The organism is Mesorhizobium sp. P3_A2, assembly GCF_056403115.1.
Genome location: NZ_JBFUGC010000010.1, coordinates 15,234 through 38,192 on the forward strand (window position 1 = coordinate 15,234; position 22,959 = coordinate 38,192).

General features: G+C 60.3%; 19 protein-coding genes and 1 pseudogene. 13 read left to right on the forward strand and 7 right to left on the reverse strand.

Annotated elements, in window-relative coordinates; all coding sequences use genetic code 11:
- Positions 1–88 precede the first annotated feature (88 nt).
- The 4 genes from AC1DXM_RS22185 to AC1DXM_RS22200 form a co-directional block, all read right to left on the reverse strand.
- On the reverse strand, positions 89–760 hold the full coding sequence (locus AC1DXM_RS22185) for a VOC family protein (protein ID WP_477236188.1): 672 nt from the start codon (positions 758–760) through the stop codon (positions 89–91).
- A 96-nt stretch (positions 761–856) separates the two neighbouring features.
- Positions 857–2,149 carry an epoxide hydrolase family protein gene (locus AC1DXM_RS22190; protein WP_477236637.1) on the reverse strand — a complete coding sequence of 431 codons (1,293 nt, stop codon included), beginning with the start codon at positions 2,147–2,149 and terminating at the stop codon, positions 857–859.
- 125 nt (positions 2,150–2,274) lie between these two features.
- Positions 2,275–5,145 carry an ATP-binding protein gene (locus tag AC1DXM_RS22195; RefSeq protein ID WP_477236190.1) on the reverse strand — a complete coding sequence of 957 codons (2,871 nt, stop codon included), beginning with the start codon at positions 5,143–5,145 and terminating at the stop codon, positions 2,275–2,277.
- Between the two features lie 224 nt (positions 5,146–5,369).
- A complete protein-coding gene (locus AC1DXM_RS22200; RefSeq protein WP_477236639.1) occupies positions 5,370–6,410 on the reverse strand; it encodes an aminopeptidase in 1,041 nt (346 codons plus the stop codon).
- Between the two features lie 244 nt (positions 6,411–6,654).
- On the opposite strand from AC1DXM_RS22200, the gene AC1DXM_RS22205 reads away from it, so the two are divergent.
- The 7 genes from AC1DXM_RS22205 to AC1DXM_RS22235 all read left to right on the forward strand — a co-directional run bounded on the left by AC1DXM_RS22205 (position 6,655) and on the right by AC1DXM_RS22235 (position 14,224).
- The gene (locus AC1DXM_RS22205) at positions 6,655–6,885 is read left to right on the forward strand and encodes a hypothetical protein (RefSeq protein ID WP_454577861.1); all 231 of its coding nucleotides are present in this window, start codon (positions 6,655–6,657) and stop codon (positions 6,883–6,885) included.
- Positions 6,886–7,191: 306 nt separating this feature from the next.
- Positions 7,192–7,857: a coiled-coil domain-containing protein gene (locus AC1DXM_RS22210; protein ID WP_203280667.1), complete on the forward strand. Its 666-nt coding sequence runs from the start codon at positions 7,192–7,194 to the stop codon at positions 7,855–7,857.
- Positions 7,858–7,864: 7 nt separating this feature from the next.
- Positions 7,865–10,543, forward strand: a complete 2,679-nt coding sequence (locus tag AC1DXM_RS22215) for an OmpA family protein (RefSeq protein WP_477236193.1) — start codon at positions 7,865–7,867, stop codon at positions 10,541–10,543.
- A gap of 11 nt (positions 10,544–10,554) precedes the next feature.
- A complete protein-coding gene (locus tag AC1DXM_RS22220; protein WP_203280665.1) occupies positions 10,555–11,049 on the forward strand; it encodes a Rab family GTPase in 495 nt (164 codons plus the stop codon).
- 3 nt (positions 11,050–11,052) lie between these two features.
- Entirely contained in the window at positions 11,053–12,123 is a 1,071-nt protein-coding gene (locus AC1DXM_RS22225) for an adenylate/guanylate cyclase domain-containing protein (RefSeq protein WP_477236195.1), read from the forward strand.
- 558 nt (positions 12,124–12,681) lie between these two features.
- Entirely contained in the window at positions 12,682–13,869 is a 1,188-nt protein-coding gene (locus AC1DXM_RS22230) for a magnesium transporter (protein ID WP_477236197.1), read from the forward strand.
- A gap of 175 nt (positions 13,870–14,044) precedes the next feature.
- Positions 14,045–14,224, forward strand: coding sequence for a LysR family transcriptional regulator (locus tag AC1DXM_RS22235; RefSeq protein WP_203280661.1), 180 nt, complete (start codon positions 14,045–14,047; stop codon positions 14,222–14,224).
- Between the two features lie 101 nt (positions 14,225–14,325).
- On the opposite strand, the gene AC1DXM_RS22240 is transcribed toward AC1DXM_RS22235, so the two are convergent.
- Complete coding sequence (locus tag AC1DXM_RS22240; protein ID WP_203280679.1) at positions 14,326–14,889, reverse strand: TetR/AcrR family transcriptional regulator; 564 nt, start codon at positions 14,887–14,889, stop codon at positions 14,326–14,328.
- Between the two features lie 214 nt (positions 14,890–15,103).
- On the opposite strand from AC1DXM_RS22240, the gene AC1DXM_RS22245 reads away from it, so the two are divergent.
- The 5 genes and pseudogenes from AC1DXM_RS22245 to AC1DXM_RS22265 all read left to right on the forward strand — a co-directional run bounded on the left by AC1DXM_RS22245 (position 15,104) and on the right by AC1DXM_RS22265 (position 17,614).
- Positions 15,104–15,478 (forward strand): tautomerase family protein, encoded by a 375-nt coding sequence (locus tag AC1DXM_RS22245; RefSeq protein WP_283073175.1) that lies wholly within the window; start codon positions 15,104–15,106, stop codon positions 15,476–15,478.
- Positions 15,479–15,793: 315 nt separating this feature from the next.
- Positions 15,794–16,123: pseudogene (locus tag AC1DXM_RS22250) on the forward strand (transposase); the annotation flags it as partial.
- Positions 16,124–16,348: 225 nt separating this feature from the next.
- A complete protein-coding gene (locus AC1DXM_RS22255; RefSeq protein ID WP_477236200.1) occupies positions 16,349–16,477 on the forward strand; it encodes a hypothetical protein in 129 nt (42 codons plus the stop codon).
- Between the two features lie 30 nt (positions 16,478–16,507).
- Positions 16,508–17,098 (forward strand): ankyrin repeat domain-containing protein, encoded by a 591-nt coding sequence (locus tag AC1DXM_RS22260; RefSeq protein ID WP_477236202.1) that lies wholly within the window; start codon positions 16,508–16,510, stop codon positions 17,096–17,098.
- A 12-nt stretch (positions 17,099–17,110) separates the two neighbouring features.
- A complete protein-coding gene (locus AC1DXM_RS22265) occupies positions 17,111–17,614 on the forward strand; it encodes a YHS domain-containing (seleno)protein (protein ID WP_477236204.1) in 504 nt (167 codons plus the stop codon).
- 12 nt (positions 17,615–17,626) lie between these two features.
- Here the strand turns inward: AC1DXM_RS22265 and AC1DXM_RS22270 are convergent, their stop codons facing one another.
- Positions 17,627–19,804, reverse strand: coding sequence for an adenylate/guanylate cyclase domain-containing protein (locus AC1DXM_RS22270; protein ID WP_477236206.1), 2,178 nt, complete (start codon positions 19,802–19,804; stop codon positions 17,627–17,629).
- A gap of 104 nt (positions 19,805–19,908) precedes the next feature.
- Positions 19,909–22,083 carry a tetratricopeptide repeat protein gene (locus AC1DXM_RS22275; protein WP_477236208.1) on the reverse strand — a complete coding sequence of 725 codons (2,175 nt, stop codon included), beginning with the start codon at positions 22,081–22,083 and terminating at the stop codon, positions 19,909–19,911.
- 175 nt (positions 22,084–22,258) lie between these two features.
- Here AC1DXM_RS22275 and AC1DXM_RS22280 point away from each other — a divergent pair, with 175 nt between their 5' ends.
- Positions 22,259–22,906: a class I SAM-dependent methyltransferase gene (locus AC1DXM_RS22280; protein WP_477236210.1), complete on the forward strand. Its 648-nt coding sequence runs from the start codon at positions 22,259–22,261 to the stop codon at positions 22,904–22,906.
- The last annotated feature ends 53 nt before the right edge of the window (positions 22,907–22,959 follow it).

Sequence of the window (22,959 nt, forward strand, 5' to 3'; positions counted from 1 at the left end):
CTTCGCCGCCATGTTGCAGGCCAGTCCGTTCACAAAGGCGGACATCGCTATTGCAGAGGCCGCAGGCAACTTTGTGCCAGAAGCGGCCTTATAGAGGCAGCTCCTTGCCCGCGTGTTCCGCCGCCATGTGCTGCGCGTACCAGTCCGGCCAATTCTCATCATGCTGGCCGCCTGTCCGCTTCTCGTGTTCACCATGGGCCACGGACGCACGCCGGAGCGCGGCTGCGAGCTCGGCCGACGAGCCGAATGTGGTTTCGCCGGTGTCGACGCGGCCGGGCGCTCGCGCAGTGACCTCCTGCAACATCCAGACATTTCCGGCCGGATCGCTGAAGGATGCCCACGACAAGTAGCTGCTCCGTTCGGGGTGCGGACCGCTGACACGGCCTTCGCTGCCGGCATAGTGGAACACTTCGCTCACGTCGACGCCGCGATCGGCGAGTTCGGCGCGCGCTGCCTCGATGTCCGATACGACGAGCTCACCACAGCTTTTGAGGACATCGGTTTCGAGCCGGGCATAGGGTTCCGTTGTGGTCCTTGAGCCGAACACTACCGAACACGGGGAGCCCGGAGGCGTAAACTGGATGACACGAAATCCGTCGCCTGTGAGGTCGGCGTCCAGTCGCCAACCCAAGCCGCTATAGAAGTGCTTGGCACGGTCGACGTCCGAAACGGGAATGACCGCGACTTCGAGCCTTATGTCTACTCCCCGCGCTGCGGGTGTCGCGATTGCGGCTTCGCCGCGCTGTGGAATTCTGTTCATAGCAATCTCCTGGTTCGTTCTGAGTTAGTGTGCGGTGGACCGGTCAATTGGCCCGGTCCATGCTTGAGAGAGCGGGCGGCATACCGCCCGCCCGCTTCAGATCGACCGACGCAGCGAACGGAACCCGGCCCTCAGTTCATCGCAAAACAACTTGGGTTGTTCCCAGGCGGCAAAGTGCCCACCCTTGGGGAGTTTGTTGTAGTGGATGAGCTTGGGATAGGCCTGCTCTGTCCAGCTCTGCGGGGCTGGATAGAGTTCGTCCGGGAAGACGCTCACGGCAACCGGGATGGAGACGCCTTTGGCATTGAAATACCCTTTGCCCCAATATTCCCAGTAGAGACGGGCGCCGGAAAGCGCCGTGTTCGTCAACCATGTGATGGTTATGTTGTCGAGGACGTCGTCGCGCGTAAGTCCCTCCGGCTGCCCGTCAAACACGCGCGCAATGAGCTCATAGCTGCGCGCGTCGTGGTCGAGGAAATAGGCCGCCAGGCCGACGGGTGAATCCGCGATTCCGTACAATGTCTGCGGCCGCAGACCCATCTGGAAGCCGTAGGCGATTCCCTTCTGATAGACGAACTGCAAACGGTCGTAAGCGAGCTTTTCATCGGCTGAGAGGTCCGCTGGCGCCGCCGCTCCGGAAAAAGCGGCTGCGTCGATTTCGGCCGGAAAGATGCCGGGCATGTTGGTGTGAATGGCGAGCAATTCCGGGGCTGCCTGCAGGCCCATTTGGTCGACGACAATCGCGCCCCAATCGCCGCCTTGCGCCACAAATTTCGAGTAACCAAGGCGCTTCATCAGCACGACCCATGCGCGCGCGATATGGTCAGGGCCCCAACCGGGCGTGGTCGGCTTGCCGGAGAAGCCGTAACCCGGCATCGACGGGATCACCACGTCGAAAGCATCCGCAGCAGTCCCTCCATGCGCCGTGGGATTGACGAGCGGGTCGATGATCTTCAACTGCTCGACGACCGACCCAGGCCAGCCGTGCGTGACGATGACCGGCAACGCGTTTTCGTGCTTCGAACGCACGTGAATAAAGTGAATGTCGAGGCCATCGATCTCGGTGATGAAATTCGGCAAGGCGGCGAGTTGCGCCTCGCATCTGCTACAGTCGTAGTCTGTTGCCCAGTAGCGCGCGAGTTTCTGCGTCGTCTTGAGTTGAACGCCTTGCGTTGCATCCGTAACTGTTTCCCGCTCAGGCCATCGCGTCGATGCAATTCGCCGACGAAGCTCGTCGATCTCCTGCTGCGGGAACCTGACTGTGAAAGGGCGGATCGAGTCGCTACCCGCAGCTGCGAACAGCGTACCCGGAAGCGTGCTGATGACGCCGGCAGCAGCCGACACTGCAAGCAGCTCGCGCCGCGTAGGCGACAGTGATTTTGATGACATGACATCCTCCATTGTCGAACGAACTTGTTCGGATACGGTCAAGCAGATCGCATGCCGCAGAGGCATGTTCGCTCGGAGAGGAAGGAATTGCGCGTTATGCGTTGTTAAGAGTCGTTACGCTGGGGTCAGCTTGGTGCATTTGCACTGTTCAATTCGGCGAGCAGGAGGCTCGCTGCATTTACATCCGCGGTTTGCACGCCTTCGCCGAACCGGTGAAGGAGCCTGCCGAGCAAATCCCGGGCACGGCCTGCCTGACCCTGTTGCTGCCACATTCTGGCCAGCGGTATGGCTGCCCTCAACTCCCACGCCGTCGCCGATTGTTTACCTGCCCAGTAGATCGCTTGAAGCAGCGAGTCCTCAGCCGTACTCACATCGGGCGGAGAATATGCCAGGCGAATTTCGGCCCGCACACGCAGCAGATCCGGACGATCATACGTCTCGCCGGCCTGGTCCGCCAAGGCAATCGCCCGGTCGATTGTGGTTGCAGCCTCATCAAGCTGGCCGCTTCGCATCATGCCTTCGGCAAGCGCTCGCAAGAATGCCGTCGCAAGGATATTGAACCGTTCAGCGCTCAGCGTCGCAACAGCGCTCCGGAGCAATTGCGCGCCCTCGGCCGGCTCGCCTTGCAAGATCATGAGCTCGCCCTTCAAAGCAAGCCCCATGGCGTGATAGGGAGCCAGGGAATACTTCGCTGCATAAGCCAGAACACGTTCGATCCATTGCGCCGCGCGGTCAAAGTCGCCGCTCCAGAGGTAGACCGGCACAGTGTAAACAAGCGACATGCAAACCGCGACCGGATGCTCGCGTTTGGTTGCCTCCTCGACGGCCTGGTCCGCAGTTTTGAGCGCTCTCTCCGGCATGCCGCGTAACCACAAGGCTCGCGCCAGCGCTATCAGTGCGCGTATCCTGTGGTCGTAGCCGAAGAAGTCGACCTGGACGCTGCCGGCGTCTGCTTCCAGCTCCAGTCCTTGCTCGCTGTGTCGCTGTGACGCCGCCTGGTTTCCGACCAGGTGATGCGATACGCCGAGCATCCACTCGGCCATGATGATCCCTGACTGCTCCCCAAGCTCTGCCGCAACGAGCACGCTCCGCTCGGCGCAGGCGAGGGCCCCGCGAAAGTCCCCGATGCGAGTAAGAAAGATGTTCAGCCCGGCCAGCAGATGCAACTTGTATTGGCCGTCCCGCAGCGCCTCCGCCAGTCCGACGCCTCGCTCGATGGCCTTTCTGACGGCATCGCTGTTACCGCGCGTGAACATCGACGAGATCGCCAATGCTGCTTGAAGCGCCAATTCGCGCTCCGTGCCGCGATCTGTCTCCCCTAAAGCGGACAGGCCCCGCTCGCACCACCGTTCGCACTCGCCCAGAAGCGAGAACCCCAAGAACAGAGGCGCCGCTCCGGCTGCAAGTTGGACACCGTTCTGGGCCTCGCCGCCGTCCGAAAAGCTCCACTCGAGTGCTGCTCGAATATTGCCCATGTGCGGCTCGTAAGCGGAGACGTCGCGGTTCCCGAACGCCGTCGCTCTTGTCGAGTCTGGTTTGAAGCGATCGGCATAGTGATGCGCATGTCGCCTCGACAGCACCGCGCCTTCGCCGGTTTCGGCAAGCTTGGCTGCCGCATACACTCGACTGGTGTCGAGGAGCCGGTGGTAAGTCGATCCCGCCAACTCGGACATCCTGATAAGCGACTTGTTGACCAGGCTCTCGACGGCGTCTGCCACCGCTGATGCATCGGCTTCACCGTCCGACGCGATTGCTATGGCATCGTTGAGCGTGAAAGGGCCGACAAATACAGACAACCGGCGCAAGATCGTCTGTTCGTACGGGGAGAGCAGGTTGTAGCTCCAGTCGAACATTGCCTGAAGCGTTTGATGACGCGGAATAGCGCTTCGCCGGCCATGCCACAGAAGCTTGAAGCGATCATCAAGCAGTTCGGCGGTTCCGCGAATTCCGTAGGTGCCCACGCGGCCGGCCGCGAGTTCGATTGCCAGTGCTATCCCGTCAAGCCGACGGCATATCGCCGCCAGGATCGGCGCGTCCGCATCACTGAGTTCGGCACCAAGGCCGCCCGCGACGGCGCGTTCCATGAAGAGCTGCACAGCCGGCGCGGCAAGTGCCTGCGCAGCGGTCAGCCCACTGTCTTCGGGCGGCCCTTCAAGGGGCGTCAGCAGATGCACATTCTCGCCCTCGACACGCAGGGCCTCGCGGCTGGTTGTCAACAGATGCATAAGAGGGATCTCGGCAAAGAGACGCTCCGCCAGCACGGCGACGGCATCGATCATATGCTCGCAACTGTCGAGGACGAGAAGGGTCGGTTTGTCGACCAGAAAGGCAACCAAGGCAGAAACTGGGTCCTGTGTCGCCTGACTGCTCAAACCCAACGTTGACGTCACAGCGCCGGGGACGAGGGATGCATCTCCCAGCGCGCCGAGATCGAGAAAATAGATCTGATCGGAAAACGCGCCGCGCAAGGAGTGGGCTATCGCAACCGCGACGGTCGTCTTGCCCATGCCTCCCGGTCCGACCACATTGACGAACCGCCGCTCCGAAAGGAGAGAGGACAAGGCGGCAACTGTTTCTTCGCGCCCGATCATCCTTTCAAGTCGCGGCGGCAGCCTTTTGGGCCGACCGGCTCCCCCGCTGGGTGCCGGGATCATGCGAGCGGAGTGCCGCACCGGTGCTACGAAACTGTAGCCACGTCCGGCCACATTGGCGATGTATCGGTTGCCATCCTTCCCGTCACCCAAAGCCTTGCGAAGATTGGAGAGGTGTACCCGGAGACTTCCCTCCTCAACAATCACATCGGGCCAAACACGCCTGAGCAGCTCTTTGCTGCTCAGGACTTCCCCGGCGTGCTCCACCAGAACGATGAGGATATCCAACGCCCGCCCGCCAATCGCGACAGGCTCCCCGCCTCTTGCGAGCAATCTCTCAGAGACGCTCAAGCGAAAAGGGCCGAAAGACGCAATCACGTCATGAGAAACGTCCTGATCGAGCATGGCGGACTCCGGTAGCCCGTGACTACCTTCACGGTCGCGCTCAATGCGGGGGAGAACATCCGCCTGCGAGACGGGCGTCGACCGTTCACGGTTTATGCCGCATTCGAACTTATACGACATGCGCATTCCGGTGCAATCCGGCGAATTTCAATCAGGACCAGCCGCGTGGGCTGTCACTGAACTCGATGCTCGTTTCGGACCATTCGCGGGGCCGGCTTTTCCGTTCAGCCACACCTATCCGCAGCCTTGAGCGCCTCGGCGCGGGACGCTTTGGGCAGATCCGCGATCCGTCGAACAGCGGCGTAAAACCTTGGATAATCGCCCGAACACAAGTCGAACAAGCGAAGAAAGGCCGGAACCTGTTCACCGTAGACCGCCGTCGCGGCGAGCTTTGCGTTGTTGATCGGGGAATTGAACCAGGCATCGTATCCCCGGTATCCGGCCCAGTCTTTGTCGCGCATCTGCCGGTAGCGCATCCGCAGCCTGTCGATCGTGGCCGCTTTGGCAGCCGCCATCTGCTCCGGCGTGCGGGGACTTGCATAGACCTGCCTTAACTCGTCGCGCGTTTTCGACACCAGTCCGAGAAAATCGGCGCTGCGCTTGCGATCGGCTTCGTAGCGGCGCAATCCGGCTCGATCGCCGGCGGCGCGGAGCCATTTCCGGACCCCGGTGGTTTCGACGGCAACGGCGAACGCCTCGTTGAATGCGGAATCGCTATCCACATAGAGGCGCTGATGCGCCAGTTCGTGAAAGACAAGGCTTGCCAGATAGGTGTCGTCCTGGCGCAGCATGGTGCTCAGCAACGGATCACTGGACCAGCCCAGCGTCGAATAGGCGGTGACGCCCGAGACATAGACGTCCAGCCCCTGTCCATGAAGCTCGACAGCGCTCTCGGTCGCCGATTTCCGGGAGAAGTAACCCCGGTAGGGAACGCAGCCGAAGACCGGAAAGCACCATGTTATGGGCGCGAGCGAGAATTGCGGCGCGGCAAAAACGGCAAAGGTCACGGCGTCGCGGTGGATATCGACATAGCTGCGGTAGCTGCTGTTATCGGGCAGGGCCAGTTCGTCTGTCGCAAACCGTCTTATGGCGCTCGCCGACGTCAGCTTGGCGCGCAAGGCTTCGGGCGTCGCAGGATCATGGATGAGTTTCCCGACATTCCTGCGCGCGGCCATGATCTGTACATGGCCTTCCAGCGACTGCGCGTAATAGGAAATGCTTGTGCAGCCGGCCACCCCGGACGCCATGATCGCCGCGGCAAGCATCCGAAGAACGCGCTTCACTTTGTGCCCACCCTTGCTCGTCGCCCCTGCAGCGATGTCTCGATCCTCCGCTCTCAAACAGGCGCACCGATTTTCGTCAAGCTCTACAGGGGCAGCGGGTCGGACTTTCGACTTTGGCTGGGTTGGCAATGCGGCCATTCGCCTTCGATGGACGCAAGTCCACCGGTATCGGCGGAGCCGCGAATCTGTGTTAAGCCGCCGCTCAACCAACCAAAGGACGACAGCTGTGAGCGAACCCACCGTGGCCCAGGCGACCGAGAGCATCTATGCCTCGCTTCGGGCGGACAATGCCGACATCGACGCCCATATCGCGACACTCAAGGCGGCGCTGGCTCGAGAAGGAATAAAACAGGCGGTGTTCGATCCGACCAAATTGGCGCAGAACAACCGCCAGGGCCGCAAGTTGATGCAGGCTTATTTTCGGCAGCGCGGCGTGAGCGTAAGTTTTTCGAACTAGCAGAGCCGCGCGCGTCGACTAGCTGCCGGCCATAGCCCAGACTGGAAACTCCCGCAGTATTGCTTTGTAATTGGTGAAGCGCTCCTTATCGAATAATATTGAGCGCAATATTGCAGTTGCCGCCGCCGCCATTTGAAATGGCCTGGCCCCAAACGTCCATTGCTGAATCGGCGCGCGGCAATCGGCTGCCTCATGAATCAACTTAAGTCAAGAGATACCGACTTGCGAGCCGGGTATTTTGCTGACATGCTCTGTTTTTTATGGGGTTTTGCACCTTGGCAGGTGCTCAGATGGAAGGGCAAAAGCATGGCAAAGGAATCTACGAATACCGTTTCTTCGGAAAAGAAGGCGGACGCAAATCTGATAGGTAACGCAGAAGGAAACGGGCTGAACTTCCTGGGAGTTCAGGCTCGCGAGAACGGGGCCCCCGGCGACGCTGTAGGTGTCGACAAGATACGCGATCTGCTGTTCGGCAACCAGATGCAGGACTATGACCGCCGCTTTTCCAAGCTTGAAGAACGGGTCTTGCAGCGCTTCAAGGATGTCGAATCCGAGGCCAAGCGCAATCTCGAAATGTACGAGTCGAACGCAAAGAAGCAGATCGATTCGCTTGCGGGGCAGTTGCGGAACGAAAAAGATTCGCGAGCCGACGCCGACAAGGAGATCGATCGGAATCTTCGCGAGCAAAACCAGGCACTTGAAAAGCAGGTGCGGGCGTTGTCGGATCAACTAAGCGCGCTTGAGCGCGACGTTTCGGACCGGATAAATCGGAACGATCATTCGCTGCGTGAGGAAATCAAGCAGAAGAATGAAGGCGTTCAGATGCTGATCGAGAAAATGTTTGCCGATCTCAGCAACGTCAAGACCGACCGGAATCTTTTGGCTGGCCTGTTTGTGGAGGTTGCAAAAGCTCTGAATCAGGATCCCGTCGGCAGCAAGAGCAACTCGGACCGTAGCTGGAAAGTGAGTTGATGGGACCTTGACGTCAACCGTCGACCCATTCAACCTTCCGAAAAGAACAGCCTCGAACGATACAGAGATTGATCGCGAGGCTCTGGCTCGTCTTTTGATCGAAATTGCCCGGAACGTCGATCCCGACTACCGGGCGCAGTTCGAGGCAGTTCCAACCGCCGATCCGCGCATGGAAACGCTGCGGCAGTTGCTGGTCGGCCGCGAAATTTCGGAGCTTTCACGCGTTACGCAGCTGCTCGGCGAACCCGAGCAGCTTGCAGCAGCCGTGGGCGACGTTCTTCCCAATGCGGCCGCACTAGCGCCTCATGCACAACTCGGCGAGGCGCTTGCGCCAGCTGTCGAACGGGCTGTGCAACGGTCGATCCAGAGAAGCCCGCGCACGCTGACGGATATATTGTATCCGGTGTTTCTGCCGGCAATTCGCAAGTCGATCGGAGAAAAGATCGACCAGACCTTCCAGTCGCTGAATGAAACTTTAAGGCATATATTTACCTGGCATGGCCTAAAGTGGAGATTTGAGGCTTGGAGAACTGGCGCTAGTTTCTCGGAAGTTGTTCTCAAGCACTCTCTTGTCTACCGTGTAGAACATGCCTTTCTCATTCATCGCACTTCCGGTCTTTTGATAGCGCATGTAACGGCCGATAATGCGACGAGCGAAGATCCTCAGCTCATTTCTTCGATGCTCAGCGCAATTCAGGATTTTGTGAAGGACTCGTTCAACGAGAAAGAGCAGGGCGGCCTGGACACGATCCGTTTCGGCGAGCTTCGTCTCTGGTCGGAAGTTGGACCGTTCGCGACCCTGGTTTCGGTGATCCGGGGAAATCCACCGGAGGAATTGCATGAAATCGTTCGCGATGTGCTGCTTCGCATCCATGAGGAATCCTCACAGGCTTTAGAGCAGTTTGACGGCGACGGTTCGCAGTTGGCCAGCGTAGAGGCGCAGTTGCAGACCTGCGTCGAGCTGAAGCAGGATGAATCACACGAGGGATTTCCGTGGCTGGTGGCGGCCGTGGCCTTGCTGCTTTTGAGTCTGGCAGGCGGTTGGTATTTTCTTTCCTGGCAATCAGCGCAGCGCTGGCAAGCTTACGTGTCGCGCTGGCAGGCTTACGTGTCGCGAGTGGAGGCCCAGCCGGGCATCATCGTTGCCGAACAACAGGTACGCGATGGCCAGTTCTATATTGCCGGCCTGAGAGACCCGCTTGCCGTCGACCCGCAGTCGCTGTTGTCAGGCACGGAGGTCGATCCCGCCCAGGTTCATTCGCAGTGGCAATTCTATCAGAGTCTTGAACCGGAGTTCGTGTTGAAGCGGCTGACGGCGTCGCTGGCTCCGCCTGAAACAGTGCGGCTTTCGATCGTCAATGATCGCATCGTTGCCGAGGGTGAGGCTCCCGACACGTGGATCAACCGGGCGCGCGCAGCAGCCCAGCAGCTTTCGGCAGGCGGGCCGGTCTTCGATATCTCGGCGGTCCGTGATGTAAGTCCCGAAGTGCGCGCTGCGGAGCGCTGGCAGGCCTATGTGTCGCGACTGGAGACCCAGCCGGGCATCATTGTTGCAGACCAAAAGATACGCGACGGCCAATTCTACATTGCCGGCCTGCGGGACCCGCTTGGCGTTGATCCGCAGTCGCTGTTGTCGGGAACGCAGGTCGATCCCGCCCGGGTTCATGCGCAGTGGCAGTTCTATCAGAGCCTTGAGCCGGAGTTCGTGTTGAAGCGGCTGAAGGCGTCGCTGTATCCGCCCGATACAGTGCGGCTTTCGATCGTCGACGATCGCATCGTTGCCGAGGGTGAGGCTCCCGACACCTGGATAGATCGGGCGCGCGCAGCGGCCCGACAGCTTTCGGCCGGCGGACCGGAATTCGACATCTCCAAGGTTCATGATGTGAGCCCCGAAGCACGCGCGGCGGAGCACTGGCAATATTATGTGTCGCGACTTGAGGCCCAACCGGGAATCATCGTCGCCCAACAAACGGCGAGGGGCGGACAGTTCTACATTTCCGGCCTGAGAGATCCGCTTGCGGCCGACCCGCAAGCTCTGCTGTCCGGAACGGAGGTTGATCCTGCCCGTGTTCATTCACAGTGGCAATTCTATCAGAGCCTTGATCCGAAGTTCGTGGTGAAGCGGCTGACGGCGTCGCTGAACCCGCCGAAAACGGTTCAGCTTTCGATCATCCAGGGTCGCATCGTTGCCGTCGGTGAGGCTCCTGCCGGCTGGATCAGCCGGGCGCAGGCCGCCGCCGAACAGCTTTCGGCGGACGGAGTGGTTCTGGATGTCTCGCAGCTGAGTGAGCTGAACCTTGCTGAACTTAATTATTTGCGAGAGGCCATCCAGGCGACCAATATTTTCTTCCCTTCCGGCAAAGTTGTGCCGGGACCAGAGCAGGCGCCGGTTCTCGACAGGTTGGCGGGTCAAATCAAGGAATTCGCCGAAAATGCCCGCAAGTCAGGCGTAACAGCGCGGTTCATGTTGACGGGCCATTCGGACGCCACTGGTCGTGAGACGGCCAACGCGTCGATCAGCACCGCACGCGCCGAGGCAGTTCGTGCGCTTCTCAACAAGCGCGGCGTCGCTCCGGAACTGCTGCTGGTTCGGGGCGCGGGCACCTTTGAGCCGCTAGTACCTGAAAATAGTCAAGCCGGGAGCTCCACCAATCGCCGGGTTTCGATTACTGTAAACCTGGACTAGCGGAGCCCAAGATGTTGCAAAAAAAGATCTGCATGCTGGGCGGCTTCGCTGTCGGGAAGACGAGCCTGGTTCGCAGGTTCGTGCAAAGCATCTTTTCAGAAACCTACCTGACCACGGTGGGCGTGAAAATCGACAAGAAAAGTGTCGAACTCCCGGGCAAAACCGTGGATCTGATTTTGTGGGATTTGGCCGGCGAAGACGATATCGGCTCATTCCGCGTCAGCTATGTTCGAGGTGCGACCGGGCTCGTGCTTGTCGTCGATGGAACCCGCGCCGCAACCCTTGCCGTGGCGCTCACGCTGCGCGAACGGGTCGAGGCCGAATTCGGCGCCATGCCGTTTATATTGCTGATCAACAAATCCGATCTGGCCGATCGGTGGGCAATATCGGATAGTGAGATTGACGAACTGAGGCAGCGTGGATGGCAAATCTATCTGACAAGTGCGCTCACTGGTGAGCATGTTGATGATGCGTTTCATCAGCTTGCTTCGATGGTCACAAAATAGACCATGCATGGATTGCCAAAAGAGGTCAGAAGTTGGATTTTCAACTTCTTCTACAATGGGCACTCTGTCGCATATGTGAAAATCGACGCCCAGCTTTGCGTAGCCGCCAAGGGCGGTAATGTCGAACATCACGGGCTCTCATCGCTTTGCATTGGCAAGCCTGTTGCCGAGCAGCTTGAATTCATGGAAGGTTTGCTGCCTTGCCCGGAGCTGCCGTTTCATATTCCCATGGTCGAACTGCCCAGCGGGCGTGTCGCGGACCTTCATTTTTTTGCTGACGATGATTGCGTGTGGCTGGTCTTTCTTGACGCCTCCGCCGAGCGCGCCAACAGGCAGCGGCTTCAGCAGAAGGCTTATGAAATGACGCTCCTGCAAGAGAGGGAGCGTGAACTCAACGAGAAATTGCAAGCGGCGAACGAGGCGTTGAGGAAGAGCCAGGAGGGATTGGCACGTGAATACCAGCGCGCCGAAGCCCTGCTCCTCAACATTCTTCCGGCCTCGATCGCGGAGCGGTTGAAAGCGCACAAGAAAATTGCCGACAACCACGCAGAAGTCAGTGTGCTTTTTGCCGACATCGTCGGTTTTACGGAACGGGCGAGGACCGTCGGTGCCGTGACGACGCTCGCTATTTTGAATTACTTCTTCAAGGCGGCGGATCGGCTCTCGGAACGACATGGCTGCGAAAAGATCAAGACAATCGGCGATTGTGTGATGGTGGTCGCCGGCCTGCCCACCGCGCGATCCGATCATGCAAAAGCCCTCGCGCGCTATGCCGTTGAGCTGCGCAAGGCGGTTAAGCGCGAACGCTTCGCAGGAGAACCGATAAGGCTCAGAATTGGAATTCACTCAGGCCCAATCGTCGCCGGCGTCATAGGCAAGAGGCGGTTCGCCTATGACCTGTGGGGTGAGACCGTTAATCTCGCCTCACGCATTCAAACGTCCGCGGAGCCCGACGAAATCCGTATTTCCGATGCAACGCACCAACTGCTCGGACCAAAGTTCGCTTGCGACCCACTCGGGGAAACGGAATTGCGTGGTGCAGGTCGTGTGCGAATGTGGCGGCTCCCGGCCTGATTTGCCGCCTGGCAGTGACGACCCTGAAGCGCATTGCGTCTCAAGCCAGCCAAACATCATGGTTTCGAATGTTCGCGGAGGTGCGGACTGCCCATTAAGGTTGCCGCGTTCCCCCAAGCTGCCCGCCCGCTTGCGGCCAAAATACTGCAGGGCGGCAATGCGCCTCATCTCGGTCATTGAGATGTTAGCAGCCGCTTCCAAAAAGCAGACATCACAGTGACCGCGCCGTAGCTCTCCATGCGCAACGATATCAGACTCTCCAACCCGCCATGGGCAGAGATTGAATTGAAGCCGGCTGCAAGATGTTGCCCACATGCATCTCCAGGACGGCCATTGATCGCTCAGGCAAGAATTCCGGGCCGGTCCGGATCACCCCAGGTGAGATGGCGTCTGCTGGGTCGACGCTGATGTCAGTCGGCGTACGTCAACTCATAGTAGGCCGCAATAACTTCGGAGAACAAGGCGGACTGCTGGGGCCGGAAGAAGCTGGGGTACTTCCACACTGGTGCGATCCGATACTTTACATATTATGTGACCTTCAATTGGGGGCTATAGCAAATGAAAGATGAGACCGGCGTTCAGAACTTGGTGCGCACGCTGCGTGCCCGAGCACCTGATGACGCAGCTGAATTGCTCGCCAGAGAGTCGCCCGAGTTCATCCGCGACACACTAAAGCTGTTGCCGGACGGGCACGCCCGTAAGGTGGCCGAGCATTTGCCACTGCATATGCGGCCCATCGGGTCTCATGGCGATGGCAAGGGTTTCGCGATGCCCGAGTCGCTCATTGAGCTGATGGACCCGATTTCCGCCAGCGTTCCTGTCGGGACGACCGTTGCTGCCGCGGTTGAAGCTGTCAGACGCGCCCAGGTGCCGACCGAGCTCACTTATCTCTACGTCACGGACGAGGGCAATAAACTGGTTGGCCTTGTGGTCCTACGCGATCTGATGCTGAGCGAACCAGCCGCCATTGTCGATCAGATCATGCTGCCCAGGCCGTTTGCTCTCAAGGTCGATCTCCCTTTGAGCAACGCATGCGAGGCAGCGGTCCGGCGTCACTACCCTGTCTACCCGGTGGTGGACGCCGAGAACCGGCTGCTCGGGCAGGTTCGCGGTTGGCGGTTGTTCGAGCAGCAAATCATTGAGATTTCCGCCCAGTCTGGCCAGATGGTAGGTGTCCAGAAGGAGGAGCGCTCTTTTACGCCGCTGTTTTCAGCCTTCTTGAAGCGTCATCCGTGGCTGCAGTTGAACCTCCTGACGGCCTTCCTGGCCGCATTCGTGGTCAGTTCGTTCACCGGCACGATCGAGAAGATCGTCGCCCTGGCGGCGTTCCTCCCGGTCTTGGCCGGGCAGAGCGGAAACACCGGCTGCCAGGCACTGGCTATGACGCTGCGTGGCCTTGCCCTGGGGGATGTGGACAAACGACCAAAGCTCCACTTGGTGATGAGAGAGGGCGCGCTAGGGATCGCCAACGGCTTGCTCGTCGGCCTTCTTGCGGCTGCGGCGATGTGGTTCTACGCCTCGAGGCAGCCGGAGTCGGCGGCCCAAGCGCCCATGCTGGCACTTGTGATCCTGCTTGCCATGTGCGGATCGTGCCTCTTGTCCGGAATCTCTGGCGTGCTGATCCCGTTGGGCCTGCGCCGGGTCGGCGCCGACCCGGCGGTCGCTTCGGCGATCTTCCTCACCACCTTGACCGATATTGTAGGCATGGGCCTGATGCTGGGGCTGGCCACCGTGCTGGTGCTGTAGCAAGGTCAGTCGGAAATCTGACGTCCGGCCCTCCTCTAAAGATTGATCGGAAATGCTCAGCGCCACCGAGTTCGTTTGACGACGAAAGCTGCATCGATGTCTCGTTTCACTCCTGAGCAAGGGATCAGACTGGCCAAGGCGCACGACGCGGCGCTCCGCCGTCACGGAAGCGGTAATGGCATTCTATGACCGGGTGAGGCCAGCAGTGGCCGAGATCGCCGACGCGCGGCTTGAAGCCAGCGAGCGGCGCGCGCGGCCTCGCGGCCTTCTGCGCATCGGTGCGCCAACCGCTTTCGCCACCAGATTCGTGGTACCGACGATTGGGGCATTGCAGGACAGGCTGTGCGAAAACTAATCTCTACGACTGAATTATCTGCGGCAGCTCCCGACCACTTTAAGTCTTTCGGTCTGCTAACTGCAGCCCCTGAAACGGACGTCGCAAGTTCTGCGCAGTATCTATCTCGGGAGCGGCCCCGCTGCGCGGTAGCTCTCGATCAATCCGTCGAAGACTGAGATGTCCGACCGACTCCGAGCGATTATTTGAGCGCCAGCTACGGCGGCATAGATCGCGCGAGCCCTTGGTTCGCTTTCGTCGGGCCCGACAATTCCCGCAGCGGTGAGATGCCGACTCAACCAAGCGACATTGACGTCGGCAAAGGTCTGCACTTCTTTCAAGACCGCTTCGGGCAGTTCGGCGTGTTCGGTTGCCATAAAGCTGGCCAGGCAAATGCGATTATCGCGCTCGAGCGACGCTCGGAAGACGCTCGGATAGCGGCGCAAGGCGTCGATCGGATCTCGAGCTTCCGCTGAGATGGCGTCCAGGTCAGCGGCAATGTCTTCCCAATAGCGCTTCGCGACTGCCTCGCCGAGGGAGGCTTTGTTTGGGAAATAGTAATTGATGCTGGCGGCCTTGATGCCGACGGTTTCCGCAAGATCGCGGAAGTTTATCCCACCGTAACCGTACGCCATCGCCGCTTCCCGCGCGGCCAGAAGGATCGCTTCCCTCGCATTCTCTTTCATCGTCGCTGCCATTTTTCACACCTTATCTGTCATATGGCAGACAGGGGTTGACGTTGCAAGCTTCGGGTGTTAGTTGGATACCTGTCATCTGACAGGCAGGTGGCGAGCTAGATGAAAGCGAGACATCCGATGACCGACAAGTTGAAACTCTCGGGTCTGAACACTCGCTCCTCGACCGACGCTTAATCCGAAACCCAACCTGAAGGAGGCTACAATGCCGTTCGCACGCATCGATCTGATCCAAGGCAAAACCCCCGAGTACCGCGCCGCAGTGGCCGACATCGTTTACAGGGGCATCATCGATATCCTCAAGGCGCCCGACGGTGACCGCTTCGTGGTTGTCGGCGAACACACCGCCGAAAACCTAATTTATGATCCCAAATTCCTCGGCTTCAGTCGGTCCCCCGACTTCATGCTGATCCAGGTAACCAGCACCGTCGGAAACGAGAGAGACACTAAGTTCGCCTTCTACCGGTTCATCGCCGACGAGCTGAAAACCAAGCTGGCCATCCGTGCAGACGACATCATGATCAACATGGTCTTCGTGGACAAAGAGGACTGGTCGTTTGGCGACGGCCAGCCCTGGTGAATGGCTGAATCTGAACTGTAACGGTGAGGCGGAGGCAAAGCCTCCGTCATTCCAACAGGAGGCTCGCGTTCACACGGCTTGGTGCATGGGGGCCGCCGGGTGGGCAAAGCCTACGCAGAGACTTCCCAGCCGCAGGTTTTGGGCAGGGTTCTCATGGCCGGTTCGGGTCGTTAGCGAAGGGCGCAGCCCTTCCGCGAACCGGACCTTCGCGAGGCTCCCCGTCAAGGGTGGCGAGACCCAGAGACGCCCCAAGAACTTCGTCAAATCCAGTAAATCACCGTAGAATCAGCATGTTAAAATGGATGGAGGCGGACGGTGAGCTTCATCGAAGGCGATAGCCGAGATCAGATCAGCCTGCTGCCAGCGTGCGTCGACGACTACGTCGCGCCAGACGCCCTCGTCCGTGTCGTCGATGCATTCGTCGCCAGCCTGGAACTGGCCGACCTGGGCTTCAACCGGGCAGTCGCGGCGGCGACTGGCAGGCCAGGATTCCAGCCTGGCGACATGCTCCGCCTTTACATTTGGGGCTATCTCAACCAAGTCCGATCATCGCGGCATCTTGAGCGCGCTTGCGTTCGGGACCTCGAAGCGTTGTGGTTGATGCGCCGGCTGGCGCCGGACTACCGGACCATTGCCGCGTTCCAAATACGGAGTGCCTCGTCGTATTCGGCATCAGCGGGCCGGATTAAGTGTCCAGCCAACCCGAAAGCGAACTCATCGATAAGATCGGCGCCAATCGGCATACCACTGCGGTCTTGAAGCTCCGTCGCTGCCATCAGCCGCCCGTGGATTTGGCGTACCCCCTAGCCACTTACTTTACGTTCAGCTCCACCATGTAAGGCTTCGCAATCGCGGGGGGCCGTACGGCCAATGCTGGACAATTACGAGATCGACCGGTTTGGCGTGATCCACCAGATCGACGTCACGCCAAGGGCGGTAATGTTGAACATCACGGACTCCGCCGGCATCTGCCCCGATAAGTCGAACCAGCTTGTATGATTCCAAGCTAATATATGCTACCTCTACGTCATGCGCGGACTGCTGGCACTTGGTATGCTGGTATTGGCGGCTACAACTGCAGCCGCAGGTGAGCAATTGTTCGACTCCATCGCCGCCGGCGACAAGGGTGCCGTAGAGCAAGCCTTGGCAGGCGGTGCCGATGTCGACAGCCGGGCACGCGACCAGGCAACCCTCCTCATCGCTGCAGCGCTCGACAATCAGCCCGAAATCGCCGAATTGCTGCTGGGCAAGGGCGCCGACGTCATGGCGCGTAACTCGGGCGGCTTTACCCCGCTTCATGCGGCGGCCTTCTCTGGCAGCCTGCCGATCGCCAAGCTGCTGCTGGAGAAAGGCGCGGTGCTCGACGATGCCGCCAACAAGGCGGGCGCTACGCCGTTATTGGTGGCCGGCGAGGAAAACCACGTTGAACTGGCCGAATTCCTTATCGCGAAAGGTGCCGATGTGAACCATGCCGAGGGGCATGGTTACATGCCGATAACGCGCGCATTCTGGAAGGGCAACACGGATATCATACGACTTTTCAAACGCCATGGTGCTACCTGCCAAGCCAAAATCCTTGGCGAGGCGAACGCGGCGAAGTGCGCAGAAATCCACGACTGACGGAGGATGCAGATGAGCACGATGATCAAGTCACGACTGGTTCGTAATCTGGAGGCGGCGGCCCTGGTCGCGGTAGCTGCGGTCGCCGGCGCGGGATCGGCCTGGGCCGACGACTCGGTAAACACCGGCTATTTCGGCGGTGTGGCGATCATGGGCTACGACACGGTCGCTTACTTCACTGACGGCAAGGCCGTGAAGGGCTCCGAAGAATTCACTTATGAATGGCTGGGGACACCTTGGCATTTCGCTAGCAAGAAACACCAGGAAATGTTCATGAGCGAACCGGTCAAGTACGCTCCTCAATATGGCGGCTACTGTGCCGGCGAAGTCGTGGGCGGTGGGGTCACGATCAATGTTGATCCGGAAGCATTCAAAATTATCGACGGCAAGCTCTACCTGATCTACGACGTCCGCAATGCGGATGATTTCGCCGCGCATGCGGCTGAAGAAATACCGAAAGCCGATGCCAACTGGCCGAAGGTCGCGGCCAATTTGGAGCTCGACAAGTATCACTGAGACCAGGGTCGCCTACTGGACGACCGTGAAGTGAAACACCTTACTTGTATTGACAAAGGAGTAGCCTTTGTCGGATGCGTCATTGCGTCTGTAGACGGGGCCGCAGTCGGGGCGCCCGAACAGGTTCTCGCTCTGCTCGCACAAGAGATCGCCATCGACGTAGACGGTCTCTGTGACCAGCCGCGTCGTCGTGCGGAAGGCCGCCTTGCCGTCGCTCCCGATCTGAAGGAAGGCTGGTTGTAGTGCGGGTTCGATCTGGCCTTGCAGTGTATGGCCAAGGACGAGGGACGCGATCTCCGCACCCTTCAACTGGTCGTGTTCGTCCGGGGTAAAGCCGTAGGGCCATTCGGGTAGTCCTGCCTGGCGCAGGGCATTGACGATGGTCGCCAGATCCTGCGGGTTTCGGAAATGTTGAGTCATCTGCCACCCAGCCAAGGAGTCCACGTAGCTGGACGCTGCTCCGAGGCGGAGCCCATCGGCAATTGCGGCTTTCGCATCCGGTAGACGGCCGCCGCGGACATACGCCGCAGCGAGCGTAAACCGAAAGTTAGCAACTGTGGGCGCGTCGTCGCGGGTGCGTTCGAGAGTCTCGATCGCTTTCTCGACATTCCCCTGCAGAAGAAAAGCCAGCCCAGCAGCTTCTCGGTTGATGGCGGAAAGGTCGGGGTCGAGCCTGAGCGCCGTCTCGACCGCATTGGCTGCTTCGGCGTGATTGCCGGCGTATAACTGAACATATCCAAGGGCTGCTTGCGCCTCTGCATCGCCCGGACCGATTGAAACAGCCTTCTTGGCAGAGGCAATCGCATCTTCGTAGCGGCGATTCACGACCTGCATGATACCGAGAATGGCATAGGGCGACGAAAGGTCCGGTTCGAGTTCCAAAGCTCGGCTCGCCTTCTCATAGGCTCTCTTTCGTGCGGGCGCGCTCTGGATGATGTCGTTGAAGGACTCGCGCCAGACATAGACGGTCGTGCGCGCGTCGGCCGCAAAGGCTTCTGCGAAGGCGGAGTCGAGCCCCTCCGCCTTTTCATAGAGCGCAAGCGCCTGCCTCAGACCGGCCAGAAGGCCGCTGCGTGACGCCGTCTCGGCTTGTAGATAGTAGTCGTACGCCTCGAGATTGTTCGTCGGCGGGCGTGCCATGCGCTTGCTCTCCGCTGCCGAAGCCTGGATACCGAGCGCTTTGGCGATCTCCCCGCTCATCTCGTCCTGGACGGCAAACACGTCAGCCATGCCGCGGTCGAACCGGTTGGCCCACAGATTATCGCCGCTTGCTGTGTCAATGAGCCGGGCATTGACGCGGATTTGCTCGCCGGTGCGGCGGACGCTGCCCTCAACGACGTAGCGGACGCCAAGGTCGCGCGCGACGTCCGCCAGCGCTGCAGGCTTGTTCTTGTAGGCGAACACCGAGTTGCGCGCGATGACGTCCAGACCGGAAAGCTTGGTGAGGTCGGTGATCAAATCCTCGGTGATGCCGTCCACAAAATAGTCCTGGCTCGGATCACCGCCGAGATTTGCAAACGGCAGCACGGCAACCGATGGCCGCGATGGCATCGAGAACTTCTGCCATGCGAAAAAGCCGGCAAGCACCGCGAATGCCAGAGCCGCGGCGCCTGCCAGGATCATGACGCGCGGACCCGGCCGGTGTGGCGTGGCTGTGACCTTGCCCGATGCTGCGGGATCCAGCAGCAGCCGATACGCGCGAACCGGATCGGCGATGTTCTTGAGGCGCTGCTCGCCAAGACTGGCAAAGCCGACATCAACCTTGTGCAGCGCGTGGTCGAATGCCGTGCCCGAGATGCAAATACCCCCAGGCTCCGCCATTGCCTCCAGGCGCGCGGCAATGTTCACGCCATCGCCATAGATGTCATTTTCCTCGACGATGACGTCGCCGAGATTGACGCCGATGCGAAACCGGATCAGCCGGGCATCAGCGGTGCCATTGTTGCGATCGGCCATCCGGCGTTGGATCATGGCAGCACACTGGACCGCATCGACGACGCTCGCGAACTCGACCAGTGCCCCGTCGCCCATGAGCTTGATAATGCGCCCGTGGAATTCCTTGATCGCGGGGTCAACCAGTTCGCGACGGCAACTTTTCAACCGCTCGAGTGTTCCGACCTCGTCCTCGCCCATGAGGCGGCTGTAGCCAACCACATCGGCAGCAAGGATTGCAGTGAGCCGTCGCTCCATACCTGCCTGCGCCCTCCCGGTCGATCACGCGGCTTCGCTGCAGCCTATTCCAGTCCCGCGTCGGACGCGAGTGTAAGCAGCCGCTTTCACCGAGACGCGTGCATCTACTGAATCACCGCGAAGTGGAACACCTTGCTTGAGTTGACGAAGGAATAGCCGCCTCCATCGTCGCGGCGTTTATAGACGGGTCCGCAGTCCGGGCGCCCGAACATATTCTCGCTCAGCTCGCACAAAAGGTCGCCATCCACACGGACAGTCTCGGTGACCAGCCGCGTCGTGGAGCGGAAGGCAGCCTTGCCGTCGCTCCCGATCTGGAGGAAGGCTGGTTGGAGACCAGGTTCAAGCTGGCCCTGCAGCGTATGGCCCAGCACCAGCGAGGCGATCTCCTCGCCCTTCAAGCGGTCGTGCTCGTCGCCGGTGAAGCCGAACGGCCATTCGGGCAAGCCGGCCTGCTGCAACGCGTCGATGATGAGAGCCAAATCGCGCGGGTTACGGTATTGGGCACCGTTGAGCCGATATGCAGACAATGAATCGGACCCAGCTGTCGACGTGGAACGTAGTCCCTCGGCGACCGCCGCTCTTGCATCGGGCAAACGGCCGGCGCGGGCGTAGGCCGCAGCGAGGTCAATCCTGAAATCTCCAACTGACGGCGCCTCGTCGCGGGCGCGTTCGAGCGCCTCGATCGCCTTGTCGGTGTTGCCTTGAATGAGAAAGACCAGACCGGCAATTTGCCGGTTGATGGGGGAAAGGTTGGGATCGAGCCTGAGCGCCGTCTCGACGGCAACGGCTGCCTCGGCATGATTGCCGGCAAACAGCTGGACATATCCCCGCGCGATCTGTGTCTCGGCATCTCCGGGGCCGAGCGCGACGGCTCGCTCGGCCGAAGCGATGGCTTCCTCGTAGCGGCGATCCACGACCTGCATGATGCCTAGAATCGCATAAGGCGACGAAAGGTCCGGGTCGAGTTGCAGCGCACGGCTTGCCTTCTCATAGGCGCGCTTGCGCGCGGGCGCGCTCTGCATGATGTCGTTGAACGATTCGCGCCAGATATAGACTGTCATGCTTGCGTCCGCCGCGAAGGCTTCGGCAAAGGTGGGGTCAAGCTCCTCCGCCTTGTCGTAGAGGGTGAGCGCCTCCCGCAGCCCGTCGCGCCGGCCGGTCCGTGCTGTCTGCTCGGCGCGAAGGTAGAAATCGTAGGCCTCGAGGTTTTCGGTCGGCGGACGCGCCATGCGTTCGCTTTCCGCCGCCGAAGGTTGCATGCCGAGCGCCTTGGCGATCTCCCCGCTCATCTCCTCCTGGACGGCAAACACGCCGGCCATGCCACGGTCGAACCGGTTGGCCCACAGATTGTCGCCCGTTGCCGTATCGATGAGCTGGGCGTTGAGGCGGATCTGCTCGCCGGTGCGGCGCACGCTCCCCTCGACGACGTAGCGGACGCCAAGGTCGCGCGCGACGTCCGCCAGCGCCGCAGGCTTGTTCTTGTAGGCGAACACCGAGTTGCGCGCGATGACGTCGAGACCGGAAAGCTTGGTGAGGTCGGTGATCAGATCCTCGGTGATGCCGTCGGCGAAATAGTCCTGGCCTGGATCGCCGCCGAGATTTGCAAACGGCAGCACAGCAACCGATGGCCGCGACGACACCGAGAACTTCTGCCACGCAAAAATGCCGGCAAGCACGGCAAATGCCAGAGCCGCGGCGCCTGCCAGGATCATGACGCGCGATCCCGGCCGGTGTGGCGCAGCCACGACCTTGCCCGATGCCGCGGGATCCAGCAGCAACCGATACGCGCGAACCGGATCGCCGATGTTCTTGAGGCGCTGCTCGCCAAGACTGGCAAAGCCGACATCAACCTTGTGCAGCGCATGATCGAACGCCGTGCCCGAGATGCATACACCTCCCGGCTCGGCCATCGACTCCAGTCGCGCGGCAATGTTCACGCCATCGCCGTAGATGTCATTTTCCTCGACGATGACGTCGCCGAGATTGACGCCGATGCGAAACCGGATCTGGCGAGCATCAGCGGTGCCATTGTTGCGATCGGCCATCCGGCGCTGGATCATGGCAGCGCACTGGACGGCATCGACGACGCTGGCGAACTCGACCAGCGCCCCGTCGCCCATGAGCTTGATCATGCGGCCGTGGAATTCCTTGATTGCAGGGTCGACCAGTTCGCGACGGCAACTTTTCAACCGCTCGAGCGTGCCGACCTCGTCCTCGCCCATGAGGCGGCTGTAGCCAACCACATCGGCAGCAAGGATCGCGGTAAGCCTTCGCTCCATGTGCGGTGTCTTCCCCCCTAGGTCAACGCCTCGCTGACGAGCGTATTCCAGTACTCCTTTGATTGCGAGCGTTCTCGGCCCCTGGGGCAGCGGTCAATGCAACCACCACCCTGGCCACTTACTTTACGTTCAGCTCCATCGTGTAAGGCTTCGCACTCCCGGGGGCTTTGCGCCAATGCTGGACAATTACGAGATCGACCGGTTTGGCGTGATCCATCAGATCGACGTCACGCCGATCAAGTACGACAAGCAATACATGTCCTATTACGAGGATCTGAGCGACCGCACCATCAAGCTCGGCTATCAGCGGCTTGGCTGGGTGCTGGGGATCACCGGTGAAATACCGCGTTCGGTGCTGGAGATCGGCTATGGCACCGGCACATTCATCGAGGCTGCGAAGATAACCGGGGTTGCCGACTGCGCCGGCTGCGACATCACCAGGTTCCCGCTGCCCAAGGGTGTGCGCTTTGTCGATTGGGAGGAGGCGCTCGCCGGTTCGTGGGATCTCGTCGCCATGTTCGACGTCCTCGAGCACATCCCTGACTTAAGTTTTCTCGACCGCCTTCAGGCACGCCATCTGGCCATCGCCGTCCCCTATTGCCGCTGGCGTGAGCTCGGCGCCGATGGTGATGCGTGGTTCGAGACGTGGCGCATGCGCCTGCCCAACGAGCATTTGCACCATTTCGACCGGGGGTCGCTGGTGGCGCTGCTGGCGCACCACGGCTTCGAATGCGTGACGCTGAATGGATTTGAGGACGGCATCAGGCTGCGGCCGGGCGAGGCGGGTCCGAACATTCTCTCCGGCTTCTTCAGGAAGCTATAGGCGGGTTCCCTCCGGGGCAGACCTTATTCAAAAAAGGCGAGGCCCGCGAACGG